This is a genomic window from Massilia sp. S19_KUP03_FR1, assembly GCF_036688685.1.
GTDB lineage: Bacteria > Pseudomonadota > Gammaproteobacteria > Burkholderiales > Burkholderiaceae_D > JALYUM01.
This window is the reverse complement of the sequence record NZ_JAQQPS010000006.1, coordinates 190,128-214,428: the sequence shown is the minus strand read 5'-3', so window position 1 is coordinate 214,428 and position 24,301 is coordinate 190,128. Positions and strand designations below refer to the sequence as shown.

The 24,301-nt window shown below is 63.6% G+C and carries 23 protein-coding genes; 8 read left to right on the top strand and 15 right to left on the bottom strand.

All coding sequences use genetic code 11. The features are described from left to right. The 6 genes from V6M87_RS08815 to V6M87_RS08790 all read right to left on the bottom strand — a co-directional run bounded on the left by V6M87_RS08815 (nt 1) and on the right by V6M87_RS08790 (nt 6,590). Nucleotides 1-1,647: a serine/threonine-protein kinase gene (locus V6M87_RS08815; protein WP_332876242.1), complete on the bottom strand. Its 1,647-nt coding sequence runs from the start codon at nt 1,645-1,647 to the stop codon at nt 1-3. Next, nucleotides 1,644-2,375 (bottom strand): PP2C family protein-serine/threonine phosphatase, encoded by a 732-nt coding sequence (locus V6M87_RS08810; RefSeq protein ID WP_332876241.1) that lies wholly within the window; start codon nt 2,373-2,375, stop codon nt 1,644-1,646. The genes V6M87_RS08815 and V6M87_RS08810 overlap by 4 nt, the downstream gene beginning before the upstream one ends. A 44-nt stretch (nt 2,376-2,419) precedes the next feature. Next, nucleotides 2,420-3,073 (bottom strand): type VI secretion system-associated FHA domain protein, encoded by a 654-nt coding sequence (locus V6M87_RS08805; protein ID WP_332876240.1) that lies wholly within the window; start codon nt 3,071-3,073, stop codon nt 2,420-2,422. Nucleotides 3,074-3,148: 75 nt separating this feature from the next. After that, nucleotides 3,149-3,757, bottom strand: coding sequence for an OmpW/AlkL family protein (locus V6M87_RS08800; RefSeq protein WP_332876239.1), 609 nt, complete (start codon nt 3,755-3,757; stop codon nt 3,149-3,151). 139 nt (nt 3,758-3,896) lie between these two features. Then, nucleotides 3,897-4,631, bottom strand: coding sequence for an SDR family NAD(P)-dependent oxidoreductase (locus V6M87_RS08795; protein WP_332876238.1), 735 nt, complete (start codon nt 4,629-4,631; stop codon nt 3,897-3,899). Nucleotides 4,632-4,805: 174 nt separating this feature from the next. After that, nucleotides 4,806-6,590: a thiamine pyrophosphate-requiring protein gene (locus V6M87_RS08790; protein ID WP_332876237.1), complete on the bottom strand. Its 1,785-nt coding sequence runs from the start codon at nt 6,588-6,590 to the stop codon at nt 4,806-4,808. Between the two features lie 276 nt (nt 6,591-6,866). On the opposite strand from V6M87_RS08790, the gene V6M87_RS08785 reads away from it, so the two are divergent. The 3 genes from V6M87_RS08785 to V6M87_RS08775 all read left to right on the top strand — a co-directional run bounded on the left by V6M87_RS08785 (nt 6,867) and on the right by V6M87_RS08775 (nt 9,424). Next, nucleotides 6,867-8,495 carry a flavin monoamine oxidase family protein gene (locus V6M87_RS08785; protein ID WP_332876236.1) on the top strand — a complete coding sequence of 543 codons (1,629 nt, stop codon included), beginning with the start codon at nt 6,867-6,869 and terminating at the stop codon, nt 8,493-8,495. After that, nucleotides 8,492-8,896, top strand: a complete 405-nt coding sequence (locus V6M87_RS08780; RefSeq protein ID WP_332876235.1) for a c-type cytochrome — start codon at nt 8,492-8,494, stop codon at nt 8,894-8,896. Before V6M87_RS08785 ends, V6M87_RS08780 begins: the two co-directional genes overlap by 4 nt. 171 nt (nt 8,897-9,067) lie before the next feature. After that, nucleotides 9,068-9,424 (top strand): hypothetical protein, encoded by a 357-nt coding sequence (locus V6M87_RS08775; protein WP_332876234.1) that lies wholly within the window; start codon nt 9,068-9,070, stop codon nt 9,422-9,424. Here the strand turns inward: V6M87_RS08775 and V6M87_RS08770 are convergent. From V6M87_RS08770 to V6M87_RS08750, 5 genes are all read right to left on the bottom strand, one after another. Further along, nucleotides 9,421-9,978, bottom strand: coding sequence for a cysteine hydrolase family protein (locus V6M87_RS08770; RefSeq protein ID WP_332876233.1), 558 nt, complete (start codon nt 9,976-9,978; stop codon nt 9,421-9,423). The genes V6M87_RS08775 and V6M87_RS08770 overlap by 4 nt on opposite strands. 51 nt (nt 9,979-10,029) lie before the next feature. Next, nucleotides 10,030-10,710 (bottom strand): type 1 glutamine amidotransferase domain-containing protein, encoded by a 681-nt coding sequence (locus V6M87_RS08765; RefSeq protein WP_332876232.1) that lies wholly within the window; start codon nt 10,708-10,710, stop codon nt 10,030-10,032. Between the two features lie 88 nt (nt 10,711-10,798). Beyond that, nucleotides 10,799-11,404, bottom strand: coding sequence for a TetR/AcrR family transcriptional regulator (locus V6M87_RS08760; RefSeq protein ID WP_332876231.1), 606 nt, complete (start codon nt 11,402-11,404; stop codon nt 10,799-10,801). A 107-nt stretch (nt 11,405-11,511) separates the two neighbouring features. Further along, nucleotides 11,512-13,983, bottom strand: a complete 2,472-nt coding sequence (locus V6M87_RS08755) for a TonB-dependent receptor plug domain-containing protein (protein WP_332876230.1) — start codon at nt 13,981-13,983, stop codon at nt 11,512-11,514. A gap of 114 nt (nt 13,984-14,097) precedes the next feature. Then, nucleotides 14,098-14,640, bottom strand: coding sequence for a RidA family protein (locus V6M87_RS08750; protein ID WP_332876229.1), 543 nt, complete (start codon nt 14,638-14,640; stop codon nt 14,098-14,100). A 446-nt stretch (nt 14,641-15,086) separates the two neighbouring features. Here V6M87_RS08750 and V6M87_RS08745 point away from each other — a divergent pair, with 446 nt between their 5' ends. The 4 genes from V6M87_RS08745 to V6M87_RS08730 all read left to right on the top strand — a co-directional run bounded on the left by V6M87_RS08745 (nt 15,087) and on the right by V6M87_RS08730 (nt 17,537). Continuing rightward, nucleotides 15,087-15,533: a glycine zipper 2TM domain-containing protein gene (locus V6M87_RS08745; RefSeq protein WP_332876228.1), complete on the top strand. Its 447-nt coding sequence runs from the start codon at nt 15,087-15,089 to the stop codon at nt 15,531-15,533. Nucleotides 15,534-15,583: 50 nt separating this feature from the next. Next, nucleotides 15,584-15,955 (top strand): cupredoxin domain-containing protein, encoded by a 372-nt coding sequence (locus tag V6M87_RS08740; RefSeq protein ID WP_332876227.1) that lies wholly within the window; start codon nt 15,584-15,586, stop codon nt 15,953-15,955. A 60-nt stretch (nt 15,956-16,015) separates the two neighbouring features. Further along, nucleotides 16,016-16,633 (top strand): LON peptidase substrate-binding domain-containing protein, encoded by a 618-nt coding sequence (locus V6M87_RS08735; RefSeq protein WP_332876226.1) that lies wholly within the window; start codon nt 16,016-16,018, stop codon nt 16,631-16,633. 127 nt (nt 16,634-16,760) lie between these two features. Beyond that, the gene (locus V6M87_RS08730) at nt 16,761-17,537 is read left to right on the top strand and encodes a hypothetical protein (RefSeq protein ID WP_332876225.1); all 777 of its coding nucleotides are present in this window, start codon (nt 16,761-16,763) and stop codon (nt 17,535-17,537) included. A gap of 28 nt (nt 17,538-17,565) precedes the next feature. Here V6M87_RS08730 and V6M87_RS08725 read toward each other — a convergent pair whose 3' ends face one another. Beyond that, nucleotides 17,566-18,267: an EF-hand domain-containing protein gene (locus V6M87_RS08725; protein ID WP_332876224.1), complete on the bottom strand. Its 702-nt coding sequence runs from the start codon at nt 18,265-18,267 to the stop codon at nt 17,566-17,568. Nucleotides 18,268-18,651: 384 nt separating this feature from the next. On the opposite strand from V6M87_RS08725, the gene V6M87_RS08720 reads away from it, so the two are divergent. Then, nucleotides 18,652-20,190, top strand: coding sequence for a DEAD/DEAH box helicase (locus V6M87_RS08720; RefSeq protein WP_332876223.1), 1,539 nt, complete (start codon nt 18,652-18,654; stop codon nt 20,188-20,190). A 49-nt stretch (nt 20,191-20,239) separates the two neighbouring features. On the opposite strand, the gene V6M87_RS08715 is transcribed toward V6M87_RS08720, so the two are convergent. From V6M87_RS08715 to V6M87_RS08705, 3 genes are all read right to left on the bottom strand, one after another. Next, nucleotides 20,240-20,620, bottom strand: coding sequence for a GtrA family protein (locus tag V6M87_RS08715; protein ID WP_332876222.1), 381 nt, complete (start codon nt 20,618-20,620; stop codon nt 20,240-20,242). Further along, nucleotides 20,617-21,627, bottom strand: coding sequence for a glycosyltransferase family 2 protein (locus V6M87_RS08710; RefSeq protein WP_332876221.1), 1,011 nt, complete (start codon nt 21,625-21,627; stop codon nt 20,617-20,619). Before V6M87_RS08710 ends, V6M87_RS08715 begins: the two co-directional genes overlap by 4 nt. Nucleotides 21,628-21,915: 288 nt before the next feature. Beyond that, nucleotides 21,916-24,240 (bottom strand): glycosyltransferase family 4 protein, encoded by a 2,325-nt coding sequence (locus tag V6M87_RS08705; protein ID WP_332876220.1) that lies wholly within the window; start codon nt 24,238-24,240, stop codon nt 21,916-21,918. Nucleotides 24,241-24,301 lie beyond the last annotated feature (61 nt).

The following is a 24,301-nucleotide window of genomic DNA, read 5'->3' as shown; positions in this document are numbered from 1 at the left end:
TTATTGCGGCGCCGGGCCAAAATCGTGTTCGACGCTGGCCGGGCCATTTTTCTTGACGATGATGCTGGTCGTGTAGGCCGGGTACACCGGATTGACGATGCGGATCTCGTGCGGACCGGGCGGCAACATCAGACGCTTGAGCGGCGGACTCGCGCCGCGCTCGCGGCCATCGATGAACACCGTGCCCCACGGTTTGACGGCCAACGTCACCGGCACCATCACGACAGCCGGCACGGGGTCCGGCGCCGCTGCGTTTTGCGCGACCACGGTCTCTGCCGGTACGGCGTCAGGCACTGCTGGCGCTGCGGCAGGCTCTGGCGGCGTCGGCACTGCCATGGCCATCGTCGCAGCCGTGACCGGCAAAATCTCTTCGGTCTCGAGCAACTGCTTGGCCGACACCACCGTGCGGCGCGGCGCGGAGGCGGCCAGCTTGATGGCTTCGTCCTGGCGCCGCGCTTGCCACTCGAACGCCAGCGCACAGGCCAATACCGCCGCCAGGGTGCCGACCAGCGCGCCCAGGCGCGCCAGCTTGTGCGAACGGGTCGGCGTGAGCACCACTTCCGGGGCAAACGGCGACGTTTTCGGCACGATCAGCGTCTTGCGCTGGGTCTTTTTTACCACCGGCGGCGCAGTCACCACGCCTGGCGCAAGCGCTGCCCCAGCCGCAGGCGCCGGCGCGAAGCGCTTGGTCGCGGCGGCCGGGCGCAGCGCCGTCACGTCGACGGGAGCGATGCCGAGCAGGGTGCGGAACGCGGCAATCGAACGCGGACGCTCTTCTGCCAGCACCGCCAGGCCCTGGTCGATGGCGGCCAGGAAGGCATGCTTGTAGCCACCTGGCGCCAGCTTCGCGAGCGGCACCATCGGGTCCTGCACCATGCGCGCGATCGAACTCGACGGGGCCTTGCGCGTAATCGCAAAATAGACCACGGCGCACAGTGCATAAATGTCGGTGTACGCGCCCTGTTCCAGCGAGGTGTCGTTGGCATACTGTTCGACCGGCGCATAACCGGGCTTGAGGATGACGGTGACGGCACGCGTCATGTCGCCGATAATTTCGCGTGCCGAGCCGAAGTCGAGCAGCACTGCTTCGCCGTTGTCCTGCACGATGATGTTGTCGGGCGAAACGTCGCGGTGCACGATCTGCATCGTGCCCAGTATCTCGAGTGCCTGCAGCACCTGGGCCAGCATCTTCAGGCACCAGGCCTGGTTGATCAGCTCAGGGCTGTGGGACACGATGTCCTTGATGGTGCGGCCTTCGTAGTACTGCATCGCCGTATAGGCGGTGCCGTTCTGTTCCCAGTAGCGGTGGATTTTCACCAGCCCCGGATGGTCGAATTGCGCCAGCAGACGCGCCTCGTTGATGAAGCTTTTCAGGCCGCTGCGGAAGGTGTTCTTGTGGCGCTCGGCCCTGGGGATGACGGCGCCGTCGGCGCCGCGCATGGCCAGCACCGACGGCATGAATTCCTTGATGGCGATGGTGCGCCGCAGGGCGCGATCGAACGCCAGATAGACAATGCCGAAACCGCCTTCGCCCAGCACGCCGACGATTTCGAAGTCCTTCAGGCGCGTGCCAATCGGCAGGCAGTTTTCCGATGCGTGCGCCAGATCCGGCGCGTGCGTGTTGGGTCGCGTGCCTGCCGTCTTCATGCCTGCTCCTCGACTGCATGCACGCGAATCGCACAGGCAGAAAAATTGTCGCGTTCATTGGTCGACGCGGTCGCGGCCCGGGCGGCGAGGGCGCACATGCCCCTCAGCCAGTCTTCGACGCCGGTGGTGATCGACAGCGCCGTTTCCATCTGGGCTTCCGCGATCCATTCCCACAGGCCGTCACTGCACAGCAGCAGGGCGTCGCCCGGCTGCAGCGCCACGGCGCCATTGCTGGTGCCGGCCTGCGTCTCGTTTTCGGCGCCGATGGCGGCCAGCAGGATGTGGCGCTGGGGGTGGTCGCGCACGTCGACCGTACCGCCGCCGCCATAGCCGCTGTTGATCAGCTGGCGCGCCATGCTGTGGTCGATCGTCACGCTGTGCAGCAGGTTGGCACGGAACAGGTAGACGCGGCTGTCGCCCAGGTGCGCCCACACGGCGCGCGCGGCGGCGGCGTCGATCACCACGGCGGCCATCGTGGAACTCATATCGGCCAGGGCCGGGTCGGCGCCGCGCGCTTGGGCGACGCTGCTGCTGGCCGCGTCGACGCAGGCGAGCAGAAAATCGGTGTCGCACCCGGGCGCCTTGCAAAAAGCGTCCAGCAGGGCATCGACGACCAGCCGCGACGCGACGCCGCCGCCGGTGTGGCCGCCGGTGCCGTCAGCCACCACAAAGCAGGACAGCGCGCCGCTGCGCGCGATCCCGACGACGTCCTGGTTTTCGGCACGCATACCGATATCATTGACTTCTGCCCACGACAGACGCACCGCGCCGCTCACGCGGCGCGCTTTCGGCTGCCGGCCAACGATTTGACGACGGCGGCGTCGTATGCTGCGAGGAAGGCGGGGCCATGCAGCTGCGCGTCGATGCCGATGACAGCGGCGCGGTGGCGGCGCAGGTATTCGTGCCATTGCACCAGGCCGCGCCGGTGCGGCAGCAGCTTGTCGGCGAAGCCGGGCGGCGGCAGTACCGCACTGACCTGCTCGCCGGCCAGTGGTTCGAGGGTGGCGACCAGGCACGCGCGCGCGCCCGCCGTCATGCCGTGCTGGTGCGCGTGGAGGTCGCTCTGGGCATCCTCCAGCGCTTCCAGCGGCTCCATGAAGCCTGGCATTTTCTTGCGCATCATCTGCGTCAGGACGGTTTGGCTGTCCGTAAAAAACTTGAGGGGATTGTTGTTGCGCACCAACACGGTGGTCACATCGGCATTCACTTCCTGCTTCACCAGGGAGCGCAGCGCCAGCAAGTCGATGGTCCCCTGTAACGAAGAGGCCAGCAACTTGCCCAGTAATTCCATGGTTTCCGGCGTCAGCTCGGATGCCATCGCCGCACTGCGCAAGCCCGCGCCCCGCAGGAAGGCTAGCTTTAGCTGCAGCAGCGGCGAGGCTGATTCATCAGGGGTGGGGACGGCGGAGAGTTCTGGACTGGACATGATGGGCACCATTGGCTTTGGTATTTACTTAAACCAATGATGCCAGAGTTGTTGCCGCTGCGCACTTTTTTGATGTTAGAAACCGTAACCAAAGCCAAAGCCCAACAACACCGGATCGACCTTGACGCGGCTGGCGCGGGCGCCGCCAATCATGACATCGCTACGCAACTGCAACTTCTTGATGTCGGCATTGAACGACCAATGCTTGTCAATACGGACATCGAAGCCGGCCTGCAGTGCCAGGCCGAGGCTGTCATGTTCCAGGCGGGCTGCGCCATTGAGCAGCTGCACTTTCGAGATCAGGGTGTAATTCACGCCGGCGCCCAGGTAAGGGTTGACCTTCGCGCCGGGCAGGAAGTGGTACTGCGCCGTCAGCGTCGGCGGCAGGTGCTTGAAGGTGCCGATGCTGGCGCCGTCCAGCGTCACGGTGTGCTTTTGCGGATACGTCAGGACCAGTTCCGCCGCCCAGTTCGGGGTGAAGAAGTAGGAGATGTCGACGTCGGGGATCCATTTGTCGCTCACGTGCAGGCGGTCACTGGCGCCCACGCCGCCGACCGGGTCGGACTTGTCGGCCGGATCGATGTGCACGGCGCGCACGCGCACCAACCAGGGCGACTCCTGCGCCATGGCGGCGCCGGACAAACTAAAAGATGCGATCAGGAGGGCCAGGATGGACTTGTTCATGGTGTTGCCTTTCTTCGTTTTGGTATTTAACGAAGAGAAGTTTATTGATTCACATCATAAAAATCATTGATGTGGATCAAGTACCCCGGACAAGTGCCATTTTAGGGCCGCGCCAGCCCGGCTAGCGCGGCGGGTCACATCAGGTGTGCGAGGCTTTGTGCGTATGGCGCAGCGCGAGTATTTCCCGCACCCGTTCGAGCAAGCCGGGCGTGCTGGTGCTGACGCCACGCGCCGGCATGGGGGTCGCGCCACTGACCACGATGTCGCGTTGCGCATGTTGCGCCGCGCGCAGGATCGCTTCGGCCACCAGGCGCGGCGCGTTGTGCATGTCGTTGCGGCCGGCGGCGTGCACCAGCGTGACTGCGATCGGCACGCCATCGGTTTCGAGATCGGCACGTAGTGTATCGGTCAAACCCTTGACGCCATGGCGGGCGCAGGCATCGGAGTCGAGGTTGATGATCTTGCCGCCTTGCTGCGCCATCAGGTTGCGCGCCACGCGCGCGCCGTGGTTGGCGCCCCAGTAGTGGGCGCTGAACAGGCGTGCCGCGACCGGGGCCGGCTTGACGTCGTCGAGGTCGTCCATCGCCATGCCGGCGTTGATCCAGGTATCGATGCGGCCAAAATACCGGATCGCGCTGTGACCGAGCGCTTGCACCTGGTCGAGGGCGGTGACATCGACGGGCACGGCCAGCACGCTCCCGCCGTCCTGGCGGATTTCACCGGCCAGGCGGTCGAGCGTGCTGACATGGCTGGCCGCCAGCACCAGCGCGGCGCCGCGTTTGGCCAACATGCGCGCCGTGCTCAGACCGATGCAGCTGGTGGCGCCGGTAATGACGATGACCTGGCCCGACAGTGATTTGAATTGACGCGACATATTGCCTCCTGGAAAAATACCAGCATACTGCGCGCTTCATCATCGCAACATCGTCTTTCGCGCCGGCAACATGTAGGACAGTGCCGCCCATGCCTGGCACATGCAGGCATGGGCGCATATCAGTGTGATGCAACAAACCGGGCCTCTGGCGGGCCAGCTTGATACGTGGGAAAGCTAGGATTTATGCGGCAAGATGCTGCTCAGCAGTTGCTTGGCCGCGCCCAGCAGCATTGACCCTTCGCTCGGGTCGCCCTTGAGCGCGCTGGTCATGAACTGTTTCGCCTGCTCGAAGGTGATGTGCGAGGGCAGCGGCGGTACTTCCGGGTCGGTCTTGAATTCGAGGATGACCGGGCGCCCGGCGGCAAACGCGCGCTCCCACGCCGAGGCCACGTCCTCGTCCTTGTCGCAATAGATGCCGACCAGGCCGATCATTTCGGCAAACTGGTGATACGGCACATTCGGGATGCGCTGCGACGCCTCGAATTTCGGATTGCCTTCCATGATGCGCTGTTCCCACGTTACCTGGTTCAGGTCTTCGTTGTTGAACACGCAGATGATCAGGGTGGGATTTTCCCAGCCTTGCCAGTACTTGGCCACCGTGATCATCTCGGCCATATTACTCATCTGCATGGCGCCGTCGCCTACCATGCCGACCACGCTGCGCGCCGGGTGCGCGAACTTGGCGGCGATGGCGTAGGGCACGGCCGCGCCCATCGAGGCCAGGCCGCCGGAAAGTGAGCACAGCATGCCGCGCCGGATTTTGACGTCGCGCGCGTACCAGTTGGCGCACGAGCCGGAGTCGCTGGTGATGATGGCGTTGGCCGGCAGGCGCGGCGACAGTTCCCATGCCACGCGCTGCGGATTGATCGGGTTGGCGTGCTGCATGGCGCGCGCTTCGGCGACTTTCCACCAGTCGAGCATGGAGGCGACGATCTGGTCGCGCCAGGTGGCATCGGTTTTTTGTTCGAGCAGGGGCAGCAGGGCGGCCAGCGTCAGCGCGCTGTCGCCGTGCAGGTTGACCTCGGCCGGATAGCGGATGCTGAGCATGGCCGCATCGATGTCGATCTGCACGCAGCGCGCCTGGCCTTCCTTGGGCAGGAATTCGGCGTACGGGAAGGCGGTGCCGATCATCAGCAAGGTATCGCACGCGTTCATCATGTCCCAGCTGGCCCTGGTGCCGAGAATGCCGATCGAACCGGTAACCCAGGCAATGTCGTCGGGCACGGCCGCCTTGCCCAGCAGCGCCTTGGCCAGGCCCGCCTGCAGCTTGTTCGCCACACCGATGATTTCGCTGAGCGCGTTCTGCGCGCCGGCGCCGACCAGGATCGCGACTTTCGTGCCCGCGTTGAGAACGTCTGCGGCGCGCTGCAGGTCGGCCTCGAACGGCACGATTTTGGGCAGGCTGTAGCCGGTGCCGGAAAAGACGCTGCCATGCTCGCGCGGCGGATCTTCGTACGGCAGTTCCTGCAAGTCGTTGGGCAGGATCACCACGCCCACGCCGCGCCGCGACACGGCAATGCGAATGGCGCGGTCGAGCACGTGCCGCACCTGGCTGGGCACGGCCACTTCCTGGACATATTCGGCCACGTCGGCAAACGCGCGGTCGAGGTTGATTTCTTGCTGGTAGTGGGCGCCGCGGATGCTGCGCGCGGCCTGGCCGCAGATGGCCAGCACCGGCATGTGGTCGAGCTTGGCGTCGTACAGGCCGGTCAGCATGTGGGTGGCGCCGGGGCCGCCGGTGGACAGGCACACGCCCAATTCTCCCGTGAACTTGGCGTGCGCGGCCGCCATGAAGGCCGCCATTTCTTCATGGCGCACCTGGATGAATTCGATTTTGCCTTCCAGCCGGTCGAGCGCGCCGATGACCCCGTTGATGCCGTCGCCCGGATAGCCGTAGATGCGGCGCACGCCCCATTCAAGCAGGCGCCCGACAAAAAAATCACCGACTGTTTGACCCATTTGTTTGCCTCATCCGCGTGTTGATCGTTTGGCCCACCTTAGCATTCAGGCACTTGGAGGCGGCGCACCGCAGGCCGGGTAAACACAGCAGCGCGGCGCCAGATGAAGCGCAGCATGCGAATGTCGCGTTTTTCATATCGTTATGCAGTTTGCACCATTTTCTGACGAAAAAACCGCACCGCCACAGTGCAGGCCGGGGTGTGCCCGGGCAACAAGCCATGGCATGCGTCTTGCTGAACGAATACTTGAACCTTCCTTCACTTCGTCCAGGTAATCATGATCAAGACGCCCGCCATTCCGCTTCACTCTTCAGGTATTCCCACCCGCCGTGATTTCCTCGGTAAAGCGCTCGCCGTCGGCGGCAGCGGGTTCTTATTGGCCAGTATGAAAGCCTGGGGCATGGACATCGCGTCGACCCGCGATGCACCGCCGATGCTTTCCGGCAGTGGCAAAGGTAAAACCGTGGTCATCCTCGGCGCGGGCCTGGCTGGCATGACGGCGGCCTATGAATTAAGCAAACTGGGCTACACCTGCAAAGTGCTGGAAGCGCGCGATTTCGCCGGCGGTCGCTGCCAGACGGCGCGCAGCGGCACCGTGCTGGAAGAACTGGGCGGCGCGAAGCAGGTGTGCAATTTCGACCGCGGCCAGTACATCAATTTTGGCCCGTGGCGCATTCCGTTCAACCATCGCTCGACCTTGCACTACACCAGCGCCTTCGGTGTGCCGCTGGAACTGTTTAATAACGATAACGATGCGGCCTACATCTACAACGACAATGCCGCCGGACCATTGAAAGGCAAGCGCCTGCGCCAGTTCGAAGTCAAGGCCGACATGCGCGGCTACGTCGACGAGTTGCTGGCCAAGAGCCTGAAAAGTGGCGTCATGGACCAGCAGGTGAATGCGACCGACAAGGATTTGCTGATCGATTACCTGGTCGGTGAAGGTTACCTGTCGAAAAAGGATTTGACGTATCGCGGTACCGAGGGGCGCGGCTTCAAGGTGAATCCGGGGGCGGGCATGCAGCCTGGCCCGGGGGTGCCGTCCGATCCGCTGGCGTTTTCCGGCTTGCTGGAATCGAAACTGGGCCATTTCTATCATTCGGTGCACGAATTCACGCAGCAATCGACGATGTTGCAGCCGGTCGGCGGCATGGATGCGATCGCCAAGGCGTTCGAGAAGCGCGTCGGCAAGATGATCAAATATCACAGCGAAGTGCAGAAGTTGCGCAACCTGCCGAATGGGGTGGAAGTCACCGTCAAGGATACGCATACGGGCGCCATGTCGGTGGTCAAGGGCGACTTCTGCCTGTGCGCCATGCCGCTGTCCGTGCTGCGCATGGTCGACGCCGATTTCTCACCCAAGTTCAAGACGGCACTGGCCGCCGCGGCATACGCGCCGGTGTGCAAGATCGGCCTGCAGATGGGGCGTCGCTTCTGGGAAGAGGATGACCAGATCTATGGCGGCCACGTCTATACCGATACCAAGGGCATCAACCTGATCTCGCTGCCTTCCGGGAATTGGCAAGGCAAGAAGGGCACCTTGCTCGGCTACTATAGCTTTGGCGCCGATGCGGCCGAACTGTCGGCCTTGTCGCCGGCCGAACGGGCCGAGTATGCCGTGGCGGCGGGCGAAAAGATCTTCCCGGGCGCGTATCGGAAGAACTACGAATCCTCGTTCTCGGTGGCGTGGCACCTGGTCAAATACAATATGGGCGGCTGGGCCGAATGGAGCGAGGAGGCGCGCGCGCAAGCCTATCCGGTGCTGGTCGAAGGCGAGCAGCGCACCTTGCTGGCAGGCGAGCACATGAGCTACCTGGGCGGCTGGCAAGCCGGCGCCATCGAATCGGCGTGGCAGCAGATGGAGCGCATCCACCAACGCCTGAGCACGCAGGGAGCCGCAGCATGAACCCGACGTTAAAACTGACGCTGACCGCGCTGGCCTTGACGCTGGCTGCATCGGTCGTGCAGGCGCAAGCGCTGGACGGCAAGACCTTGTTCGCCAAAAACTGCGCCGCCTGCCACCAGGCCACCGGCCTCGGCATCCCCGGCGCGTTTCCTGCCTTGAAAGGCAATGTCTTCGCCCAGGGCGATCCAACCATTGTCATCGCCACGATCCTCAAAGGTCGTGCAGGCATGCCGGCATTTGGCGGGTCGCTGGACGATGAAAAACTGGCAACGATCATCACCTACGTCCGCGCCGCCTGGGGCAACAAGGCCGCCGCCGTCACCCCCGCCGACGTCACCACCGTCCGCAGCACCGCCAGCATCGCACCGGCGATGCACGAAAAAGCCACCATCATCCACTAATCATTGCCCCAAAGTTCTTACCCAACAATTAGGGTCAGAGTAGAATTGTTTGGTAATTTTGTGAATCGCGAACGCTTCGATTTCATAAAATTGCTGATTAATTTGACTCTGACCCTAATTTTTGGGCAATGTTTTTTGGTATTTTCGGCGTGTGGAGTAAGCTGGATGGGCATGTCAGTACGGATGAAAAGCCTGGGCGCGCTGGCGCTGGTTGCTGGCATGGCGGGTGCGTCGCCGCCCGTTGCGACGGATGCGCACGCTGTCGTCGCGCCATGGACTGCGCAGGCAAGCGATGGATCGTCATTTAGCGCGCCGGATCGCGCACGCACCCGCTTGCCGGCGCCAACCGACGTCGGTGTGGCCTGGGACCAGATCGGCCACCGCGGTCAGCTGCGCTGGGAGTGTCGGGCCGTGCCGAGCGGTTGGTTTGTGATGGCATCCCTGTGCGCGAAGATGCCGCAGGTCGATGCGCGCTGGCCCGGCAACGCGGCGCCGCCAGGCTGGGATGGCGTCGTGCACGGCGACTAGCCTTGTTTTAACGCCCGCAGCACGTCCGCGCTGCTGCGCACTGTGGCATATTCACCGTTCAAATTCGACAGCGACATCGAGTGCACGTCTTCCGCGCTGCGCTCGACGCCGGCATAGTCGGCCTGGGCGTACGCGTAGGTCGCATCGGCCACCACGGTTGCAATCAACCCCAGGTTGCCGGCCGAGCGGGCGGTCGATTCGACCGAGTTGTTGGTGGCCACGCCGACGATGACGACATCGCGAATGGCGCGCACGTGCAACCAGCGCTCCAGGCCACTCTGGATGAATGCATCGGGGACATTTTTTTCGACGACGTGTTCAAGCGGCAATGGCGCGAACGCGGGTTGGAATGCCGCGCCGGGCTGACCGGGTGCGAATACGGAAGTGGGATCACGGCTGATGTGGCGCACGTGCACCACCGGCAGGCCAGCGCCGCGCCAGGCGTGCAGCAGCGCCGCCATCTGCGCCTCTGCGCCCGGGTTGTTGCGGTATGCAGGCCGCCAGGTCTGCATACCGTGTTGCATGTCGATGAGGATGAGTGCCGTGTTTTGCATGGCATCAATTTTATGCGAAAAAAAGCAGCCGGTTCAGGCTGCCTTTTTTATTTATTTCTGCAATTGCTGCAACAGTTTTTCTGCCGCCGCCGTCGACGACCCAGGGTTCTGGCCAGTGGTCAGCAAACCGTCGGTGACGACATGCACGCCCCAGTCATCGGTGCGCGAAAAAATGCCGCCCTTGGCCTTCAGTTCATCTTCCACCAGGAACGGCACGATGTCCGTCAAGCCGACCGCTTCTTCTTCGCTATTCGTGAATCCGGTAACCTGCTTGCCCTGCACCAGCGGCGAGCCATCCGGATTTTTTACGTGGCGCAGCACACCCGGTGCGTGGCACACCAGCGCCACCGGCTTGTGCGCCGCCAGGAACGCTTCGATCAGCGCGATCGAGGACGCATCTTCGGCCAGATCCCACAGCGGGCCGTGGCCACCCGGATAAAACACGGTGTCGAAATCGGCTTGCGACACGCTGTCGAGACGCACCGTGTTGGCCAGCTGAACATTGGCTGCGGCGTCGGCCTTGAAACGTACCGTGGCCTCGGTTTGCGAGGACGGCTCGTCGCTCTTCGGATCGAGCGGCGGCTGGCCGCCCAATGGCGACGCCAGCACGATCTCGGCGCCAGCGTCCTTGAACGCGTAGTAGGGTGCTGCCAGCTCTTCCAGCCAGAAGCCGGTCTTACGGCCGGTGCTGCCGAGTTGGTCGTGGGACGTCAGGATCATCAGGATTTTCATGGGTAGTGCTCCTCAATTATTCAAAATAAATAGACCGGTCGTCTAAAACGTGGCCCAAAAAAGCGCGCCGGATGGCGTGCCGAAAAAATCAGTGCTGCAAGTGCAAAAGCCGGCGCGTGACTGCCAGGGCCGCGTCGAACGGCGCGGTACTGCGCATGATCTTGACCATCACGCTGGCGCCCAGCCACTGCTGGTACAAGGTAGCAGCAAGCTGCGCCGCATTGCCATCGATGGCCAGCGAACCGTCGCGCACGCCCGCCTCCAGCGCCGCCGTCAGCCGGGTAACGATGCCCGCTGTCCCGTGGTCGATCGCCAGGCGCATCGCTTCGGACAGGTCGGCCACTTCCGCCGCCAGTTTCACTGCCAGGCACTTGCCCTGGCAATCGGCAAAAGACTGGTTCGCCTGCCAGCTGTCGAAATACTGCATCAGGCGCTGCGCCACTGCCACGCCGGACTGCCCCAGCACCTCGTCCATCTCGGCGAGATAAGCAGCAAAATAGCTGTCCAGCAGCGCTACACCGAACGCGTCCTTGGAACCAAAATAATGGTAAAACGAGCCCTTGGGCACACTGGCCGCCGCCAGGATTTCGTTCAATCCCACGGCCGAGAAACCCTTGCCGGACATGATGCGCTGGCCCGCCGCAAGGATGTTCGCGCGGACGTCGGAGGTTTCGGATGGATATGCTTTGGCCATGGCGCCACTTTACACCAAACTAGACCAGTCGTCTAGTTCCCTGCGTTCAGGCGAAAAAAAGGCCGCTCATCGAGCAGCCTTTCTGGCGATGCAACAGCGCGGGTCAATTAAAACGTGTAGCTGGCCCGTGCATAGTAGTAACCGCCATTGATGCCGATCGGCGAGAAGCTCGGATACTGCGTGACTGCCGCGTTATCGAGTGCCGCGCGCTGCGCTGCCACCAGTTGCGCGTTGACCTTGTCCGGATACTGATTGAACAGGTTGTTGGCGCCGATCGAGAAGGTCAATGCCTTGGTCAGGCGGGCCGACACTTCCAGGTCGGTGGTCGCTTTCGACTTGATTTTGGTTTCGAAGTACTCGCCGCCGTCTTCGGTGCCGTATTCCGACGCCGAACCATAGAACGATTCACGCAGGTTGACCGACCACATGCCCATTTTCCACAGCGCGCCCAGGTTCAGGCGGAACTTCGGCGACGCCGTTTCCAGGTCGGAAATGGCGGCCTGGTCGAGCAGGGTTTGCGGTTGCAACTGGGTTGGGGCCTGGTTGATCTTGATGACCGACGTCGTGTTGTAGCTGGCCGCTGCTGACCATGCCACGCGGCCGTTGGCGCCGAAGTCGGAGTTGGTGGTGAACACCGCTTCCATGCCGCGCGTGCGTGTATCGACCGCATTCGAGAAGATGTTGATGCCGGTCTGCGTGACGGTCGGGTCGAGAACGTTGCCGTTGGCGCGGATGGCGGCAACCACGGCAGGCGAATTGGTCGAGCCGCCCGAACCGTAGATGGCGCCGGAGCCGACGATGCGGTCGCGGATTTCGATCTGGTAGGCGTCGAACGTCAGGGCGACGTCGTTGGCCGGGTGCAGCACCAGGCCGGCGCTGTAGTTGCGCGATTTTTCCGGCTTCAGGCCGTTCACGCCAACCAGCGCTGCGCCCACCGAGTTCGGGGCCAGTTGCACGAAGGCCGAGGTGGGCGACACGTTGGTGGCCGAGTAGTACTGCTCGGCCATCGTCGGCGCGCGGAAGCCATTACTGATGGTGCTGCGCACGGCGACGACCGGCGAAAAGTCGTAGCGGCCGGTCAGCTTGCCCACGGTGGTGCTGCCGAAGTCGCTGAAGCGCTCGTAGCGCACGGCCGCGTCGAGTTTCAGCCCGGCAACCGGCGAACCGGCCAGGTTGGCATACGCGGCATTGTTGTTGCGGCTGTGGTGGCCGGCATCGGTCAACAGGAAGCCCGGATAGGCTTGCGAACCTTCCTTGTAGCGCGAGGCGGCGTCGCCGGCGCCGATTTCATAGGTGTCTTCGCGGTGCTCGTAGCCGAACGCGACGTTCAACGGCGTGGCCCAGCCGATGTCGAAACCGCGCGACAGGTCGACGTTGCTGGTCCATTGCGATGCGACGAACTGGCCATTGTGGAAATTCGTCGGCGTGCTGCCGGTATCGTTGTAGAGCGACACGTTGCCGCTCTGTATATTCATGATGTCGACCTTGTCCTTGCCGTAGGTGGAGGACAGATCGAGGTTCCAGTCGGCCAGCTTGCCGTTGGCGCCGATGGTGAACTGGTAGTCATCTTCATCGATGGCTTCCTTCGGATTGAAACCCAGCGGATAGAGCTTCGGCAGGCGGTTCGGCATGCGGTAGTTTTCGTACGCTTCGGCCTTTTTCTTGCCGTAGGTGGCCACGCTGTAGAGCGACCAGTCCGGCGTCAGGTCGATGCCGGCGTTCATCGACGCGATGGTCAGGTGGTACGCCGCATCGCCCGAAATTTTGTTGACATACGGGTAGCCCGGCACCGTTTTCAGGATCGGCATGGCGGCCAGGTTGGCGGCGTCGACAACGCGCGGGTCGATGGCGCCGCGGTCACTGTGGCCATGGTATTTCTGCTCCAGCGACAGGTTCACGAAACTTTTGTCGGTTGGTGCGAAGCCGGTGTTGAAGGACACGTCGCCGGTACGGCCGCCGCCGTCGAAATATTTGCCGCCGGAACCGGTGATGGTGCTGGTGCCGGTGTCTTTCTTGAGGATGATGTTGACCACGCCGGCAATCGCGTCGGTGCCGTACTGGGCGGCAGCGCCGTCCTGCAGCACTTCGATGTGGTCGATGGCTGCCACGGGAATGAAGTTCAGGTCGGCTGCGGCGCCGCCCTGGTAAGGGCCGCCCAGCACGGCCAGGTTGGCGGTGGTGTGGCGACGCTTGCCATTGACCAGCACCAGGGTGTCGTTCGGCGACAGGCCGCGCAGGCGCGCCGACAGCGTCAGCGCGGCGGCATCGCCGCCGAACGCCTGGGCCGTGAACGACGGCAGGTTCTGCGCCATGGCCTGGATCAGGTCGGGCTGGCCGGTGCGTTCCAGCGAGGTCGAATCGAGCACCTGCACGGGCGAGGCGCTGTCGATGGCGCGCAGGCCGGAGGTGCGGGTACCGGTCACGATCACCGAGGTCATTTTGGTTTCGTTCAGATCGGCCGGGGCGGCAGCGGCCATGGCCAGTTCCTGTGCCATCGCCGGGGCTGCATGAAGCAGGGCGATGCAGGCACTGGCCACAGCCAGTGAGAGTGCGGTGCGGCGAAGGTTCGCGGTAGGCATGGTGAAGCTCCTTGGGATGGACATCGTTAAATTTTGGATGCAGCGGTTCCTCCCGCCACGCTGGGCGGGTTGGTCTTCTCGTTGTGTGAAACGCCGGCTTACACCGGCCAGCCTTTATTTTTTAGGCGTTTTTGGCGCAGGCGCCATGACCTTGGCCGCAGTCGCCTCGATCTCGATCAGCCCGCCGGGCATCGGCAGTCCGGCCACCTGCAGGGCGGTGCGGACCGCCTTGTTCGGTTGTGCGCTGCTACCGAAGAACTGGCCATAGGCCGCGTTCAGGCCGGCGAAATCCATCTTGCCGTCCAGTTTCGGGTCGCCCACCATGAACACGTTGACCTTCACGACATCGGCCAGGCTCATGCCCTCGGCGGCCAGCAGCTTGTCGATCTTTTGCAGGATCGACGTGGTCTGGGTCTGGGTGTTGCCATACGCTTCGATCGACCCTTTCGGGGCGTCCGGATTGGCCACGTCGGCCAGCGTGCCGCTGACAAACACCAGGCGCGTGTTGGCAGGCACGGCGACGGTGAGGGAGATCGGGAAGGTGGAGCCTGGCACACCGGTGCGCCTGATTTCTTGCGCATGCAACACAGGTGACACGAAAGGGGCCGCAAACAGTGCGGTTGCGAAGAGCTGTTTCAGCAGAGCGGACATACGCATACGGATTCCTTGAAGTCGAACTTGATCGGAACAACAGAGCTTCACCGCACGGCACCTTCAGATGTGGTGCCGTCAAATGTCTATAAAGCAAGAGGTATGCCAGTGTCCCTACAGCTGCTGGCGGCAGGGTCGATGAATCTGTCTAAACCAGTTCTCACGAGGGGGAATGTCATCGGCGTGTCACAAACAGGACGCGGCGCGCAGATGGTGCGTCTGCACCATGGCCCGTTCCGATGCCGAAAATGCACCATGCGGTGTAAATACCGCACCATAATGGCGATTTCAGGTAGATGGAGCGTAACCAAAGGTAAAGCAGCGGGTGAACCGGAACGTGGTTCTTGTTACAACTCCTTGCACCTGATACGGATCCGTGCCGCGCGAAAAGTCGATTCCGGCTATGCTGGTCGTTCGCCGCCTTGCGGTATATACAAGAACAGAGGCCTAACATGAAATTTGCTACCCCATTCCAGGCGACCTCGCGCAAGTCCGCTTTGCTGATCGCCGCTTTTGTCACCTCCATGGGCAGTGCGCCAATGGCCGTCCAGGCGCAGCCGCGCGACCATGGCTGTCGCGATTGCGGCACCGTCGTATCGAGCCGCACGGTAGAACAGGCGCAGAAAGCCAGCGGCCTGGGCGCGGTCGGCGGGGCGGTGGTTGGCGGCTTGCTGGGCAACCAGGTCGGCAGCGGCAATGGCCGTACGCTGGCCACGGTGGCGGGCGCGGCAGCCGGCGGGTACGCGGGCAATAACATTGAACGCAGCCGCAACACCAAAATGGTCACCGAAACCCGCGTGCGCATGAGCGATGGTTCGATCCGCACGTTCACCAACCAGGGCAGCTACCGCAATGGCGCCAAGGTGCGCATCGACAACGATCGCCTGGTGCGTCGATAAGCAGCAGCTGGGCGCGCCGGCCGGCGGCCTGGTTGCTGCTGGCGTTGCTAATGCTGTTCCTGTGGGCATGCCTGTCGCCGTTGCGTGATACCACCCGTGAAAAGCTGCTGGAACTGGGTACTGGTGTGGTCCCGTCGGTCCTGCGCCTGACCCTGGGCGTGCAGGACGTGCTGGTGCTGCATAACGGCAGCCCGGCGGCGCAGGTCTTCGGGCCGTTGCGGGTGTTGCCGGGACGCGCCGTGCGCCTGCCGTTCGAGCAGGCGGGAGAATTTGGTTTCGCCTGCAGCAACCATCCAGCTGGGCAGCTGATCGTGCAGGTGGTGGTGCCGCCCGACCCCGGCTTCGACCGCCTGCGCTGGCGCTTCGCCGGGCTGGTTGACGCCTTGCGCTACCTCCCCACCATCGCGCCCTTGTCTTCCTGAACCGCCCTTGTGCGGCAATCGTGCCGCCATTGGGGCGGCGATTCTGGCATCATCGACGCCATGGCGAGAATATCCATCCCCCTGTTTCCCCTCAGCACGGTCCTGTTTCCGGGCGGCTTGCTGCCTCTGCAAATCTTCGAGGTCCGCTATCTCGACATGATTGCGCGCTGCATTGCCGACGAATCGCCGTTTGGCGTGGTGCTGCTGACCAAAGGCGGCGAAGTCCGCACGCCCGAGGCGCGCGAGCGGTTCGAGGAGGCCGGTACGCTGGCGACCGTGATCGACACCACCGGCTCGAGCGCCAACCTGCTGCAGGTGGTGTGCCGCGGCGGCGCGCGCTTCGAGCTGCATTCCACCGTGCAGCGCGCGAATGGCTTGTGGATGGGCGAAGCGGAACTGGTCGAACACGACCGCGCCGTGCCTGTCCCGACCGAATTGCGCGGTGCCGCAGAAGCGCTCGAACGCGTGCTGGCGACGCTCACCGATGTACCGCGCCACCGCTGGCCCGTGCTGCCGCCGTTCCAGCTCGACGATTGCAGTTGGGTGTCGAACCGCTGGTGCGAATTGCTGCCCTTGCCCGACAGCCAGAAACAGCAGATGCTGATGCTCGATAACCCCCTGATTCGCCTCGAGCTGCTGCACGATGTGCTCGACGAGCACGGGATGCTGACCTCTTGAACTGGCCTGATGAATTAGCAGGAACGACGGTGAGCAAGGGCTGCTTGGGCGGTGATATTATATGGATTGACGTGGACAATCGCTGTTTTGTGCAGCGTGCGCCATCCGATCAATCGAGGACCACACCATGAGCTTTTCGGACGAAGTCTTGATCGCCTACGCCGACGGCGAACTGGCCGAGCCCGTGCGCAGCGAAGTGGCGCGCGCTGTGTTGGCCGATCCGCAGGTGGCCGCGCGCCTGGCGCGCCACCAGGCGGTGCGCGCCCAGGTGGGTGCATTTGGCGGTGGCGCCAAGGAAGCGCCCCTGTTGCGCAGCGTGGGCGGCGGCGCCGGCGCCGCAAGACCGAAGGTCATCGACATGGCTGCCGAACGGGCGGCGCGTCACACGCTGCCCACTTTACCCAGCCAGATGTTGCCGGTCATGCCACCGCGCGTGCCGCGCCGCTGGCACCGCTGGGCCAGCCTGACGGCGGCGTTGGCGCTGGGCGGCGTGCTGGGCGCGAGCGCGCTGCTGGCGTCGGACGATACCGTCACGCTGGCCCAGGTCGGCGGCATCGACGGCGCCCTGGTCGCATCCGGCGCGCTCGATACAGCGCTGTCGAAACAGTTGGCGAATCTGTCCCAGGATGGGCCGGTCAGGATGGGCTTGAGTTTTGTTGCGAAAGACGGCAACTATTGCCGCAGCTTTCAACTGGACCGGGCCGCCGGCCTGGCGTGCCGCAACGCCAAGCGCTGGCAGCTGGCGCTGCTGGTGCAGACGCCCCAGCGCGCGCCTGGCTCGGCGCGCCTGATTTTTAACGCCACGCCGACCGAAGTGGTCCAGGCGATCGACGCGCGCATCGTCGGCGGGGTGCTCGACTCCCGCGGTGAACAGATCGCGCTGCGCCTGGGGTGGCAGCGCTGATCGTTCAGGTGCCAGCGCAGGTGCCAGCTCAGGCGCTGGTATCGACGGTGCTGGTGGCGGAGCTGGTGCTACCGGCTGCGCCGCTGTTGTCGACATACTGCTTGAGCATGTCCAGCGCGCGCGCCAGGTCCTTGTCGCTGTCGGCCGCTTCGCTTGGCTTCGGACCGGCCTTGGCCTCCGCTTGCTTGGCCATCAATTTCTTGTAGGCCGCTGCTTCGTCATCGCTGACGTCGCCGCTGGTGTCGGTGTCGGCCGCTTGCACATACTTGTTGGTCGACTCGGTGCTGCTGGCCGCTGTTGCCGTACCGCCGCCAGCGGCCGGCGCAGCCTTGGTGCTGCTGGCCGTACTGGCCGAAGCCGTGGCAGACACGGTGCTGTCGTCTTCGTCTGTGCTGCTGGCGTCGTCGGTGTCGGCAACGCCGGCGGCACCGGCCGCCGCAACTTGCGACTTGTCGACGCGGCTGCTGTCGAACTGTGCGTTCAGTTCATCGGCGACCTTGCTGATCGCGCTCGACAGTTCGCTCTTGGTGATCTTGCCATCGCTATCGCCGTCGAACTGCTTGAGCATGGTGGCGGCGTCGTCGCTGTTGGTGGTCGAGCCGGTTTCGTCGGTGCCGAGCGCGGCCGCCAGGTCGGACTGGTCGACGTAGCCTTGTTTCTTCGTATCGAGCTTGTTGAACAGCGAATCCGACCAATTGCTGACGGTGCTGCTGCTAATCGATGCAACCATGATGTGTTCCTTTGCAGTGGGGTCTGGTACTGTTATCGGCGAGATACCGGACAGCAACAGGGTGCCAGATGTAAAGCCGTGTAAAGCGACGGCAAGCGTGAGATTTTCTTGCGCAACAGGCGCTCCGGATGGCAGCGCCGTTCGGCTGAAACACGTCCGCCATATACAGGGGCATCGATTTAGGGTAACCTTCATGGACTATTAGTGCGTCTACGTCCGTGCGTCCGCTTTTTTTTGCGACGCCAGGCAATGAGCCGGCCGCGGGCCTTGCCCTGGCGGCGGCTCGGTCCCCGTCACATTCGCGTTCCGTTTCGCCTCTATCGGCGGGGCTGGCCGCGCGCCCGGCTGTAGCGCTGAACCCCATCATTCGCCCGGAAGGCAACCATGTCAGAAACACCGATCCAACCCGATACCGGCGCTGCCACCGTTGCCGCCGAGGTGGCGTCCGCTGCGGCGCCCGTGCGCTTTGCCGATTTCGGCCTGGCGCCGGAAATCCTGCGCGCGCTGACCGACCAGGGTTATGTGCATCCGACCCCGATCCAGGAACAAGCCATTCCGATCGTGCTGCAAGGCCGCGATGTCATGGGCGCCGCGCAGACTGGCACCGGCAAAACAGCCGGCTTCTCGCTGCCGATTATCCAGTTGCTGCTGGAGCACGCCAGCGCCAGCATGTCGCCGGCGCGCCACCCGGTGCGCGCGCTGATCCTCACGCCCACGCGCGAGCTGGCGGTGCAGGTGGCCGAAAACGTCAAGGCCTACGCGAAACACACGCCGCTGCGCACGACCGTCGTGTTCGGCGGCATGGACATGAAGCCGCAAACCGTGCTGCTGCGCGGCGGCATCGAGATCGTCATTGCCACGCCAGGCCGCCTGCTCGACCACGTCGAACAGAAAAACGTCAGCCTGGGCCAGGTGCAGATGCTGGTCATGGACGAAGCCGACCGCATGCTCGATATGGGGTTCTTGCCAGATTTGCAACGCATCATCAATATGCTGCCGAAGCAGCGCCAGAACTTGATGTTCTCGGCCACCTTCTCGCCGGAAATCAAGCGCCTGGCCGCCACCTTCCTGAACGACCCGGTGACCATTGAAGTGGCGCGCAGCAATGCCACCGCCGACAAGGTCACGCAGATCGTCTATAAAATTGCCGACAGCCAGAAAGATGCCGTTGTCGAGCACCTGATTCGCCAGCGCGGCTTGAAGCAGGTCATCGTCTTTTCGAACACCAAGATCGGCGCCTCGAAACTGTCGCGCTTCCTCGAGCAGAGCGGCATCAAGGCGTCGGCGATTCACGGCGACAAAACGCAGCAGGAGCGCATGGCGGCGCTGGACGCCTTCAAGCGCGGCGAAATCGAAGTGCTGGTGGCCACCGATGTGGCCGCGCGCGGGCTCGACATTACCGACCTGCCGTGCGTGATCAATTACGATTTGCCCTACAACGCCGAAGACTATGTGCACCGGATTGGCCGCACCGGCCGCGCCGGTGCCTCGGGCGATGCCTTATCTGTGTATTCGGATAAAGACGAGCGCCTGCTGGTGGATATCGAAAAACTCATCAAGCAGACCATCACGCGCGGTGAATTGACGGGGTTCCAGCCGGCCGCAGCGGCGCGTCCGCCGCGCGATACGGGCGAGCGCTCGGTCGCAGCGCGCCCGCGCCGGCCCGAGGGCGAGGGCAGCGATCGACCTGCCGAGCGTGCTGCGCGCCCGGAGCGCACCGACAGCAGCGAGCGCCCTGATCGCTATGCGCGTTCCAGCGCACCGTTTCCGCGCCGCGAGAAAGTCGACCCGTGGTTCCTGAAACCCTATGAGCCCGCGGTCGCACCGACTGCGGTCGCGTCCTTGCCAGGTTCGGCCGCGCCAAAAACAGCGCGGCACCAGGTTGCCGTGCTGCTTGGCGGACAACCGAAATCGCTCACCTGATTTGTTTCGGTAGGCCGTCGCGGCGCGGCCGCATGCGCCAGGCATGTGCTCAGCGTTTGAACACGACGTACTTGGACAGCCCGAAGTTGAAGATCAGCGCCACTGCCGATCCGGCCACGACCGCGGCAAACAGGTTCAGGTTGTCATGCGCTGTGAACATCAGCCAGAGCCGGTAGATGCCGATGTTGATGGCGCCGCCGATCGCCGTCGTGCAGAGATAACGTATCCATTGCCGCGTGGCGTCGGCCTGCGATGCGGCAAATGTGAAATGTCGGTTGGCCTTCCAGGTCACGCTGGCGGCGATCAGGAACGACAGCACGCGCCCACCGACCGGGCCGAGGCCGCCCACATTGACGGCCAGGTAGAGGATCGAGAAGTCGACGACGAAGCCGAGCGCACCCACCGATAAAAACCGCTGAAACTGGTTCAAGGTCGTGCGTTGCCGTTGCGCTCGACTTGTGCGCTGGTGGACGACACTGTCAAGTAAGCGAGGCGCTTGATCTCGCGGCGGCCGTGCGTGACGGTGTCGAGAATGAGGCCACAGGTCATGGACAAAAAGCCAAGCAGCATGGTGCTGGTGGCCAGCACGGCAGTGGGCAGGCGCGGCACCAGTCCGGTGTGCAGGTAGGTGATGATCAAGGGCACCGACAAGCCTACCGACAGCAGGGCGAAGGTGGCAAAAATCAGGCCGAAGAATACCAGTGGGCGTTCGTTCTTGAACAGCTTGAGGATCATGATCATGATGCGGTAGCCATCGCGGTAAGTCGACAGTTTGCTGGTCGAGCCTTCCACGCGCGCACCGTATGGCGTATTCATTTCGCCGATCGGCATGCGCAGTTGCAGCGCGTGCACGGTCAACTCCGTCTCGATCTCGAAACCGTTTGACAGCGCCGGGAACGATTTCACGTAGCGGCGCGAGAAGACGCGGTAGCCGGACAGAATATCGGTGAAGCGGTTGCCGAACAGGTTCGCGACGAAGCCGGTGAACAGGGCATTGCCGAAACGGTGGCCCGCGCGGTAGGCGGCCACTTCCTGGTCGACGCGGCAGCCGACGACCATGTCGAGGTTTTCGTTGATGAGCTTGTCCACGAGTGCGGGCGCGCTGGCCGCGTCGTAGGTAATATCACCGTCACACATCAGGTAAATATCGGCGTCGATATCGGCAAACATGCGCCGCACCACATTGCCTTTGCCTTGCAGCGTTTCGGTCCGGACGATGGCGCCCGCTGCGGCGGCCACCGCCGCCGTGCGGTCCTTCGAGTTATTATCGTAGACATAAATGCGCGCTTCCGGCAGAGCCTTACGGAAATCGGCGACGACGGTCGCGATGGCGGCCTCCTCGTTGTAACAAGGCAGGATGACCACCACGTCAAGCGAACCGAAGCGGCCAGGTCGAACAGTAGAGATCGGCGCCGGATCGGCGTGTTGGGTTGGCATGCTCAAGCTCCTGGATGGTAGGTGTGGCGCCGGTTTGACAGCCCGGTCCGGGCCGCACAAGGCGGTGCATGTCCGATTCATGGCAGGACAGCGCGCGCCTTTCTGGTCAGAACATCGGTGTGACCGGAATTATTTAGACGATAGTGACCGAAAAAAATTTTACTCAGCCAACATTTTAACTGAGTGCCGGCAAACCGCAGGTCTTGCGAGCGGAGGCAGCGCAGCAGAAAAGCGCGGCCCTGTCCGGCGGCCGCGCAAAAATCGGGCACTCCCTAACGCTTGGTGGGGTCAAGCTGGTCCGGAGAACCAGGCCAGAAGCTGGGCCGGATCGCGCGCCGTGAATCCGACGGTGTTGTCAACGCGCACACCGCGACCACGCAAAAATGCATGCCACTGTGCACGCAGATCGCCGTCAGCGCCGGTGTGCAAGTCCGGCAGCGGATCTAACAACACATCCCCTGCCGCCCAGTCCACCAGTGCGTCGGCGGCCGGCGCTGCCACGCCTGGCGCCAGCAGCGCTGTCGTCAACGTGCGTGCATAGCGCAGCTGGCCGCCTTCACTGTCCTGTTCCAGGAACACCGGCTCGACCCGGATACCGGCACCGCTGTGCGCGATCAGCGCCAGCAACCAGGCTTGCAGTCCGGGCGGTGCACTGTCTGTACGGCACGCGCTCAGATCGATCATCAGCTGGCGCTGATGCATGGCCGCGGGCGTGCGCGCCAGCGCCAGCGCGATGTCGGACAAGGCGGCCGGATCGGCTTCCAGGCCAGGCACGTCTGCCAGTGCGTGCAGCAACGCGCGCCGGCCATGGCGGGCGCGCTCGTCGGCGCGATCGAGTGCGACGATCAGTGCAGACGCGCCTTGGTCCGCCGGCAAGACTTCCCAATCATGTACCGCGGCGGCGCCGTACGCGTGCAGCGCCTGGGCATACATTTCCTGCGACGTCGTGATGACCTGGGTGGCAGTGGCGAGCAGTGCCAGCTTGTCGGGATCGTCGATTGGGTTGCGCGACGCGGCGCCGGCGAGCGCACGATAGCCGTGGGCACGGAATTGACCTTGTGCGGTGCCGGGCTGGCCTGGCGCGGCGATCGCGCTGAACCCGTCAAGCAGCACGATGCCGGGCATGCGCTGGAACAGGGCGCCGGCCACTTCCTGCGGCGTGTGCCGGTCGAACACATAGATGAGCTGGTCGAGGCTGTGGCCATGCTCCAGTAACCAGGCCGGCGGATGGAAGGTGTAGCCTGCCAGCTCTGGCGCTACCGCGCTGTCGCCGATCGGTAAAATAAATGCGACATCGAACGCGTCCAGCAAGGCCGGCGCCAGCTGCCAGAAGCGGCTGCCGGACGGCGCTGCGACCACGCCGAGGTGGCGCCGTGCCCGCGGCGCCACCTCGGCGCGGGCGGCATGTGCCTCGATGGCACGCAAGGCCTTGCATGCCGTTGCATCCCACGAAAACTTTGCCACTTGCTGGCGCCCGTGTTCGCGCAACCGTTCGCGCAGGACGGGCTGTTCCAGCACGTCGATGATCTTGGCCGCAATCGATGCTGGCGACGCTGCATTGAATAGCGCTTCGCGGCAACCAATCACCTCGGGAATGCTGGTGTTGTCGCCGCCGATCACAAGCGCGCCACAAGACATCGCTTCCAGCGCCGGCAAGCCGAAGCCTTCATGCTTTGACGGGAACACAAACAACGCGGTCGAGCGATACAGCGCGATCAGGTCGACATCGCTGACATAGCCGGTGAGGATCAGTTCATCCGGCTGCAGGCCATGTTTGTTTGCCAGTTTGCGCAGAACCTGGGCGTCGTGGCTGCCCAGTCGGCTGACGATGACCAGCTGGTGGCAGGCCCGCAATTCTGGCGTCAGCAAGCTGTAGGCAATGATCAGGCCATCCAGGTTTTTACGGCTGTCGAAGCCGCCCGGCGCATACAGAATCGATGGCCGCGTAATGCCCAGGCGCGCAAGCAGTGGCGCCAGATCCGGGCCAGGCGCGGCCGGGATAAAGCTGTCATCCACCGCCGTCGAAATGGCAACGACGCGCTCCGGGGCCAGTCCGAGCGCCCCGATCGCTTCCTGGCGGGTGTAATCGGAAATGGCGAGTAACAGGCCGGCACGCTTGAGCGATGCGATCTTGCCGGCGTAGTGGTCGCGCTGGGCCGGCGTACCGAGGTAGGCGGCGGGATTCAGAAAAGGAATCAGGTCATACAGCACCACGGCAGTGTGCGCGGCACCGGCAAACCTGCCGGCCGAGACCACGGCATCGTCGATGTAACCTTCGAACAGGCTGGTGACGAGCACGGCGTCCGGCGCCAGTTGCTCGATAAAGTGTTCTCGCAGCAGTTCCGACGCGCGGCAGCGCACGCTGTTGGCAGGATCGATTTCGGCGCTTGGTGCGGCAATGTCGAATACGCGGATGCGTTCCGGTGGCACCAGTGGGTCAAAGGCCGCGCGCAGGTCGGCAATCGAACCCGGCAGCCCGCCATTGAGGACGATCCAGATTTCATGTTCGCCGGCATTGCGCGCAACGCCCAGTGCGAGTGCGAGGGAATAGCGGCCGATCCCGCGGAAACGGCTTTCGGATTGAGCGCCCTGCAAGTCGATCAGAATACGCATTGTCGATTTCTGGTATAGCCAAATGGCGCTGCTGCGGCTGGATATTGGCAGTGAAAGGGAG

Coding starts and splice junctions, on each gene's coding strand:
- V6M87_RS08720 (WP_332876223.1), top strand. CDS start 18,652: ATGTCAGAAACACCGATCCAACCCGATACCGGCGCTGCCACCGTTGCC.
- V6M87_RS08755 (WP_332876230.1), bottom strand. CDS start 13,983: ATGCCTACCGCGAACCTTCGCCGCACCGCACTCTCACTGGCTGTGGCC.
- V6M87_RS08775 (WP_332876234.1), top strand. CDS start 9,068: ATGTCAGTACGGATGAAAAGCCTGGGCGCGCTGGCGCTGGTTGCTGGC.
- V6M87_RS08730 (WP_332876225.1), top strand. CDS start 16,761: ATGAGCTTTTCGGACGAAGTCTTGATCGCCTACGCCGACGGCGAACTG.
- V6M87_RS08785 (WP_332876236.1), top strand. CDS start 6,867: ATGATCAAGACGCCCGCCATTCCGCTTCACTCTTCAGGTATTCCCACC.
- V6M87_RS08770 (WP_332876233.1), bottom strand. CDS start 9,978: ATGCAAAACACGGCACTCATCCTCATCGACATGCAACACGGTATGCAG.
- V6M87_RS08805 (WP_332876240.1), bottom strand. CDS start 3,073: ATGTCCAGTCCAGAACTCTCCGCCGTCCCCACCCCTGATGAATCAGCC.
- V6M87_RS08795 (WP_332876238.1), bottom strand. CDS start 4,631: ATGTCGCGTCAATTCAAATCACTGTCGGGCCAGGTCATCGTCATTACC.
- V6M87_RS08780 (WP_332876235.1), top strand. CDS start 8,492: ATGAACCCGACGTTAAAACTGACGCTGACCGCGCTGGCCTTGACGCTG.
- V6M87_RS08790 (WP_332876237.1), bottom strand. CDS start 6,590: ATGGGTCAAACAGTCGGTGATTTTTTTGTCGGGCGCCTGCTTGAATGG.
- V6M87_RS08705 (WP_332876220.1), bottom strand. CDS start 24,240: ATGCGTATTCTGATCGACTTGCAGGGCGCTCAATCCGAAAGCCGTTTC.
- V6M87_RS08760 (WP_332876231.1), bottom strand. CDS start 11,404: ATGGCCAAAGCATATCCATCCGAAACCTCCGACGTCCGCGCGAACATC.
- V6M87_RS08750 (WP_332876229.1), bottom strand. CDS start 14,640: ATGCGTATGTCCGCTCTGCTGAAACAGCTCTTCGCAACCGCACTGTTT.
- V6M87_RS08765 (WP_332876232.1), bottom strand. CDS start 10,710: ATGAAAATCCTGATGATCCTGACGTCCCACGACCAACTCGGCAGCACC.
- V6M87_RS08725 (WP_332876224.1), bottom strand. CDS start 18,267: ATGGTTGCATCGATTAGCAGCAGCACCGTCAGCAATTGGTCGGATTCG.
- V6M87_RS08710 (WP_332876221.1), bottom strand. CDS start 21,627: ATGCCAACCCAACACGCCGATCCGGCGCCGATCTCTACTGTTCGACCT.
- V6M87_RS08745 (WP_332876228.1), top strand. CDS start 15,087: ATGAAATTTGCTACCCCATTCCAGGCGACCTCGCGCAAGTCCGCTTTG.
- V6M87_RS08800 (WP_332876239.1), bottom strand. CDS start 3,757: ATGAACAAGTCCATCCTGGCCCTCCTGATCGCATCTTTTAGTTTGTCC.
- V6M87_RS08815 (WP_332876242.1), bottom strand. CDS start 1,647: ATGAAGACGGCAGGCACGCGACCCAACACGCACGCGCCGGATCTGGCG.
- V6M87_RS08740 (WP_332876227.1), top strand. CDS start 15,584: ATGCTGTTCCTGTGGGCATGCCTGTCGCCGTTGCGTGATACCACCCGT.
- V6M87_RS08810 (WP_332876241.1), bottom strand. CDS start 2,375: ATGCGTGCCGAAAACCAGGACGTCGTCGGGATCGCGCGCAGCGGCGCG.
- V6M87_RS08735 (WP_332876226.1), top strand. CDS start 16,016: ATGGCGAGAATATCCATCCCCCTGTTTCCCCTCAGCACGGTCCTGTTT.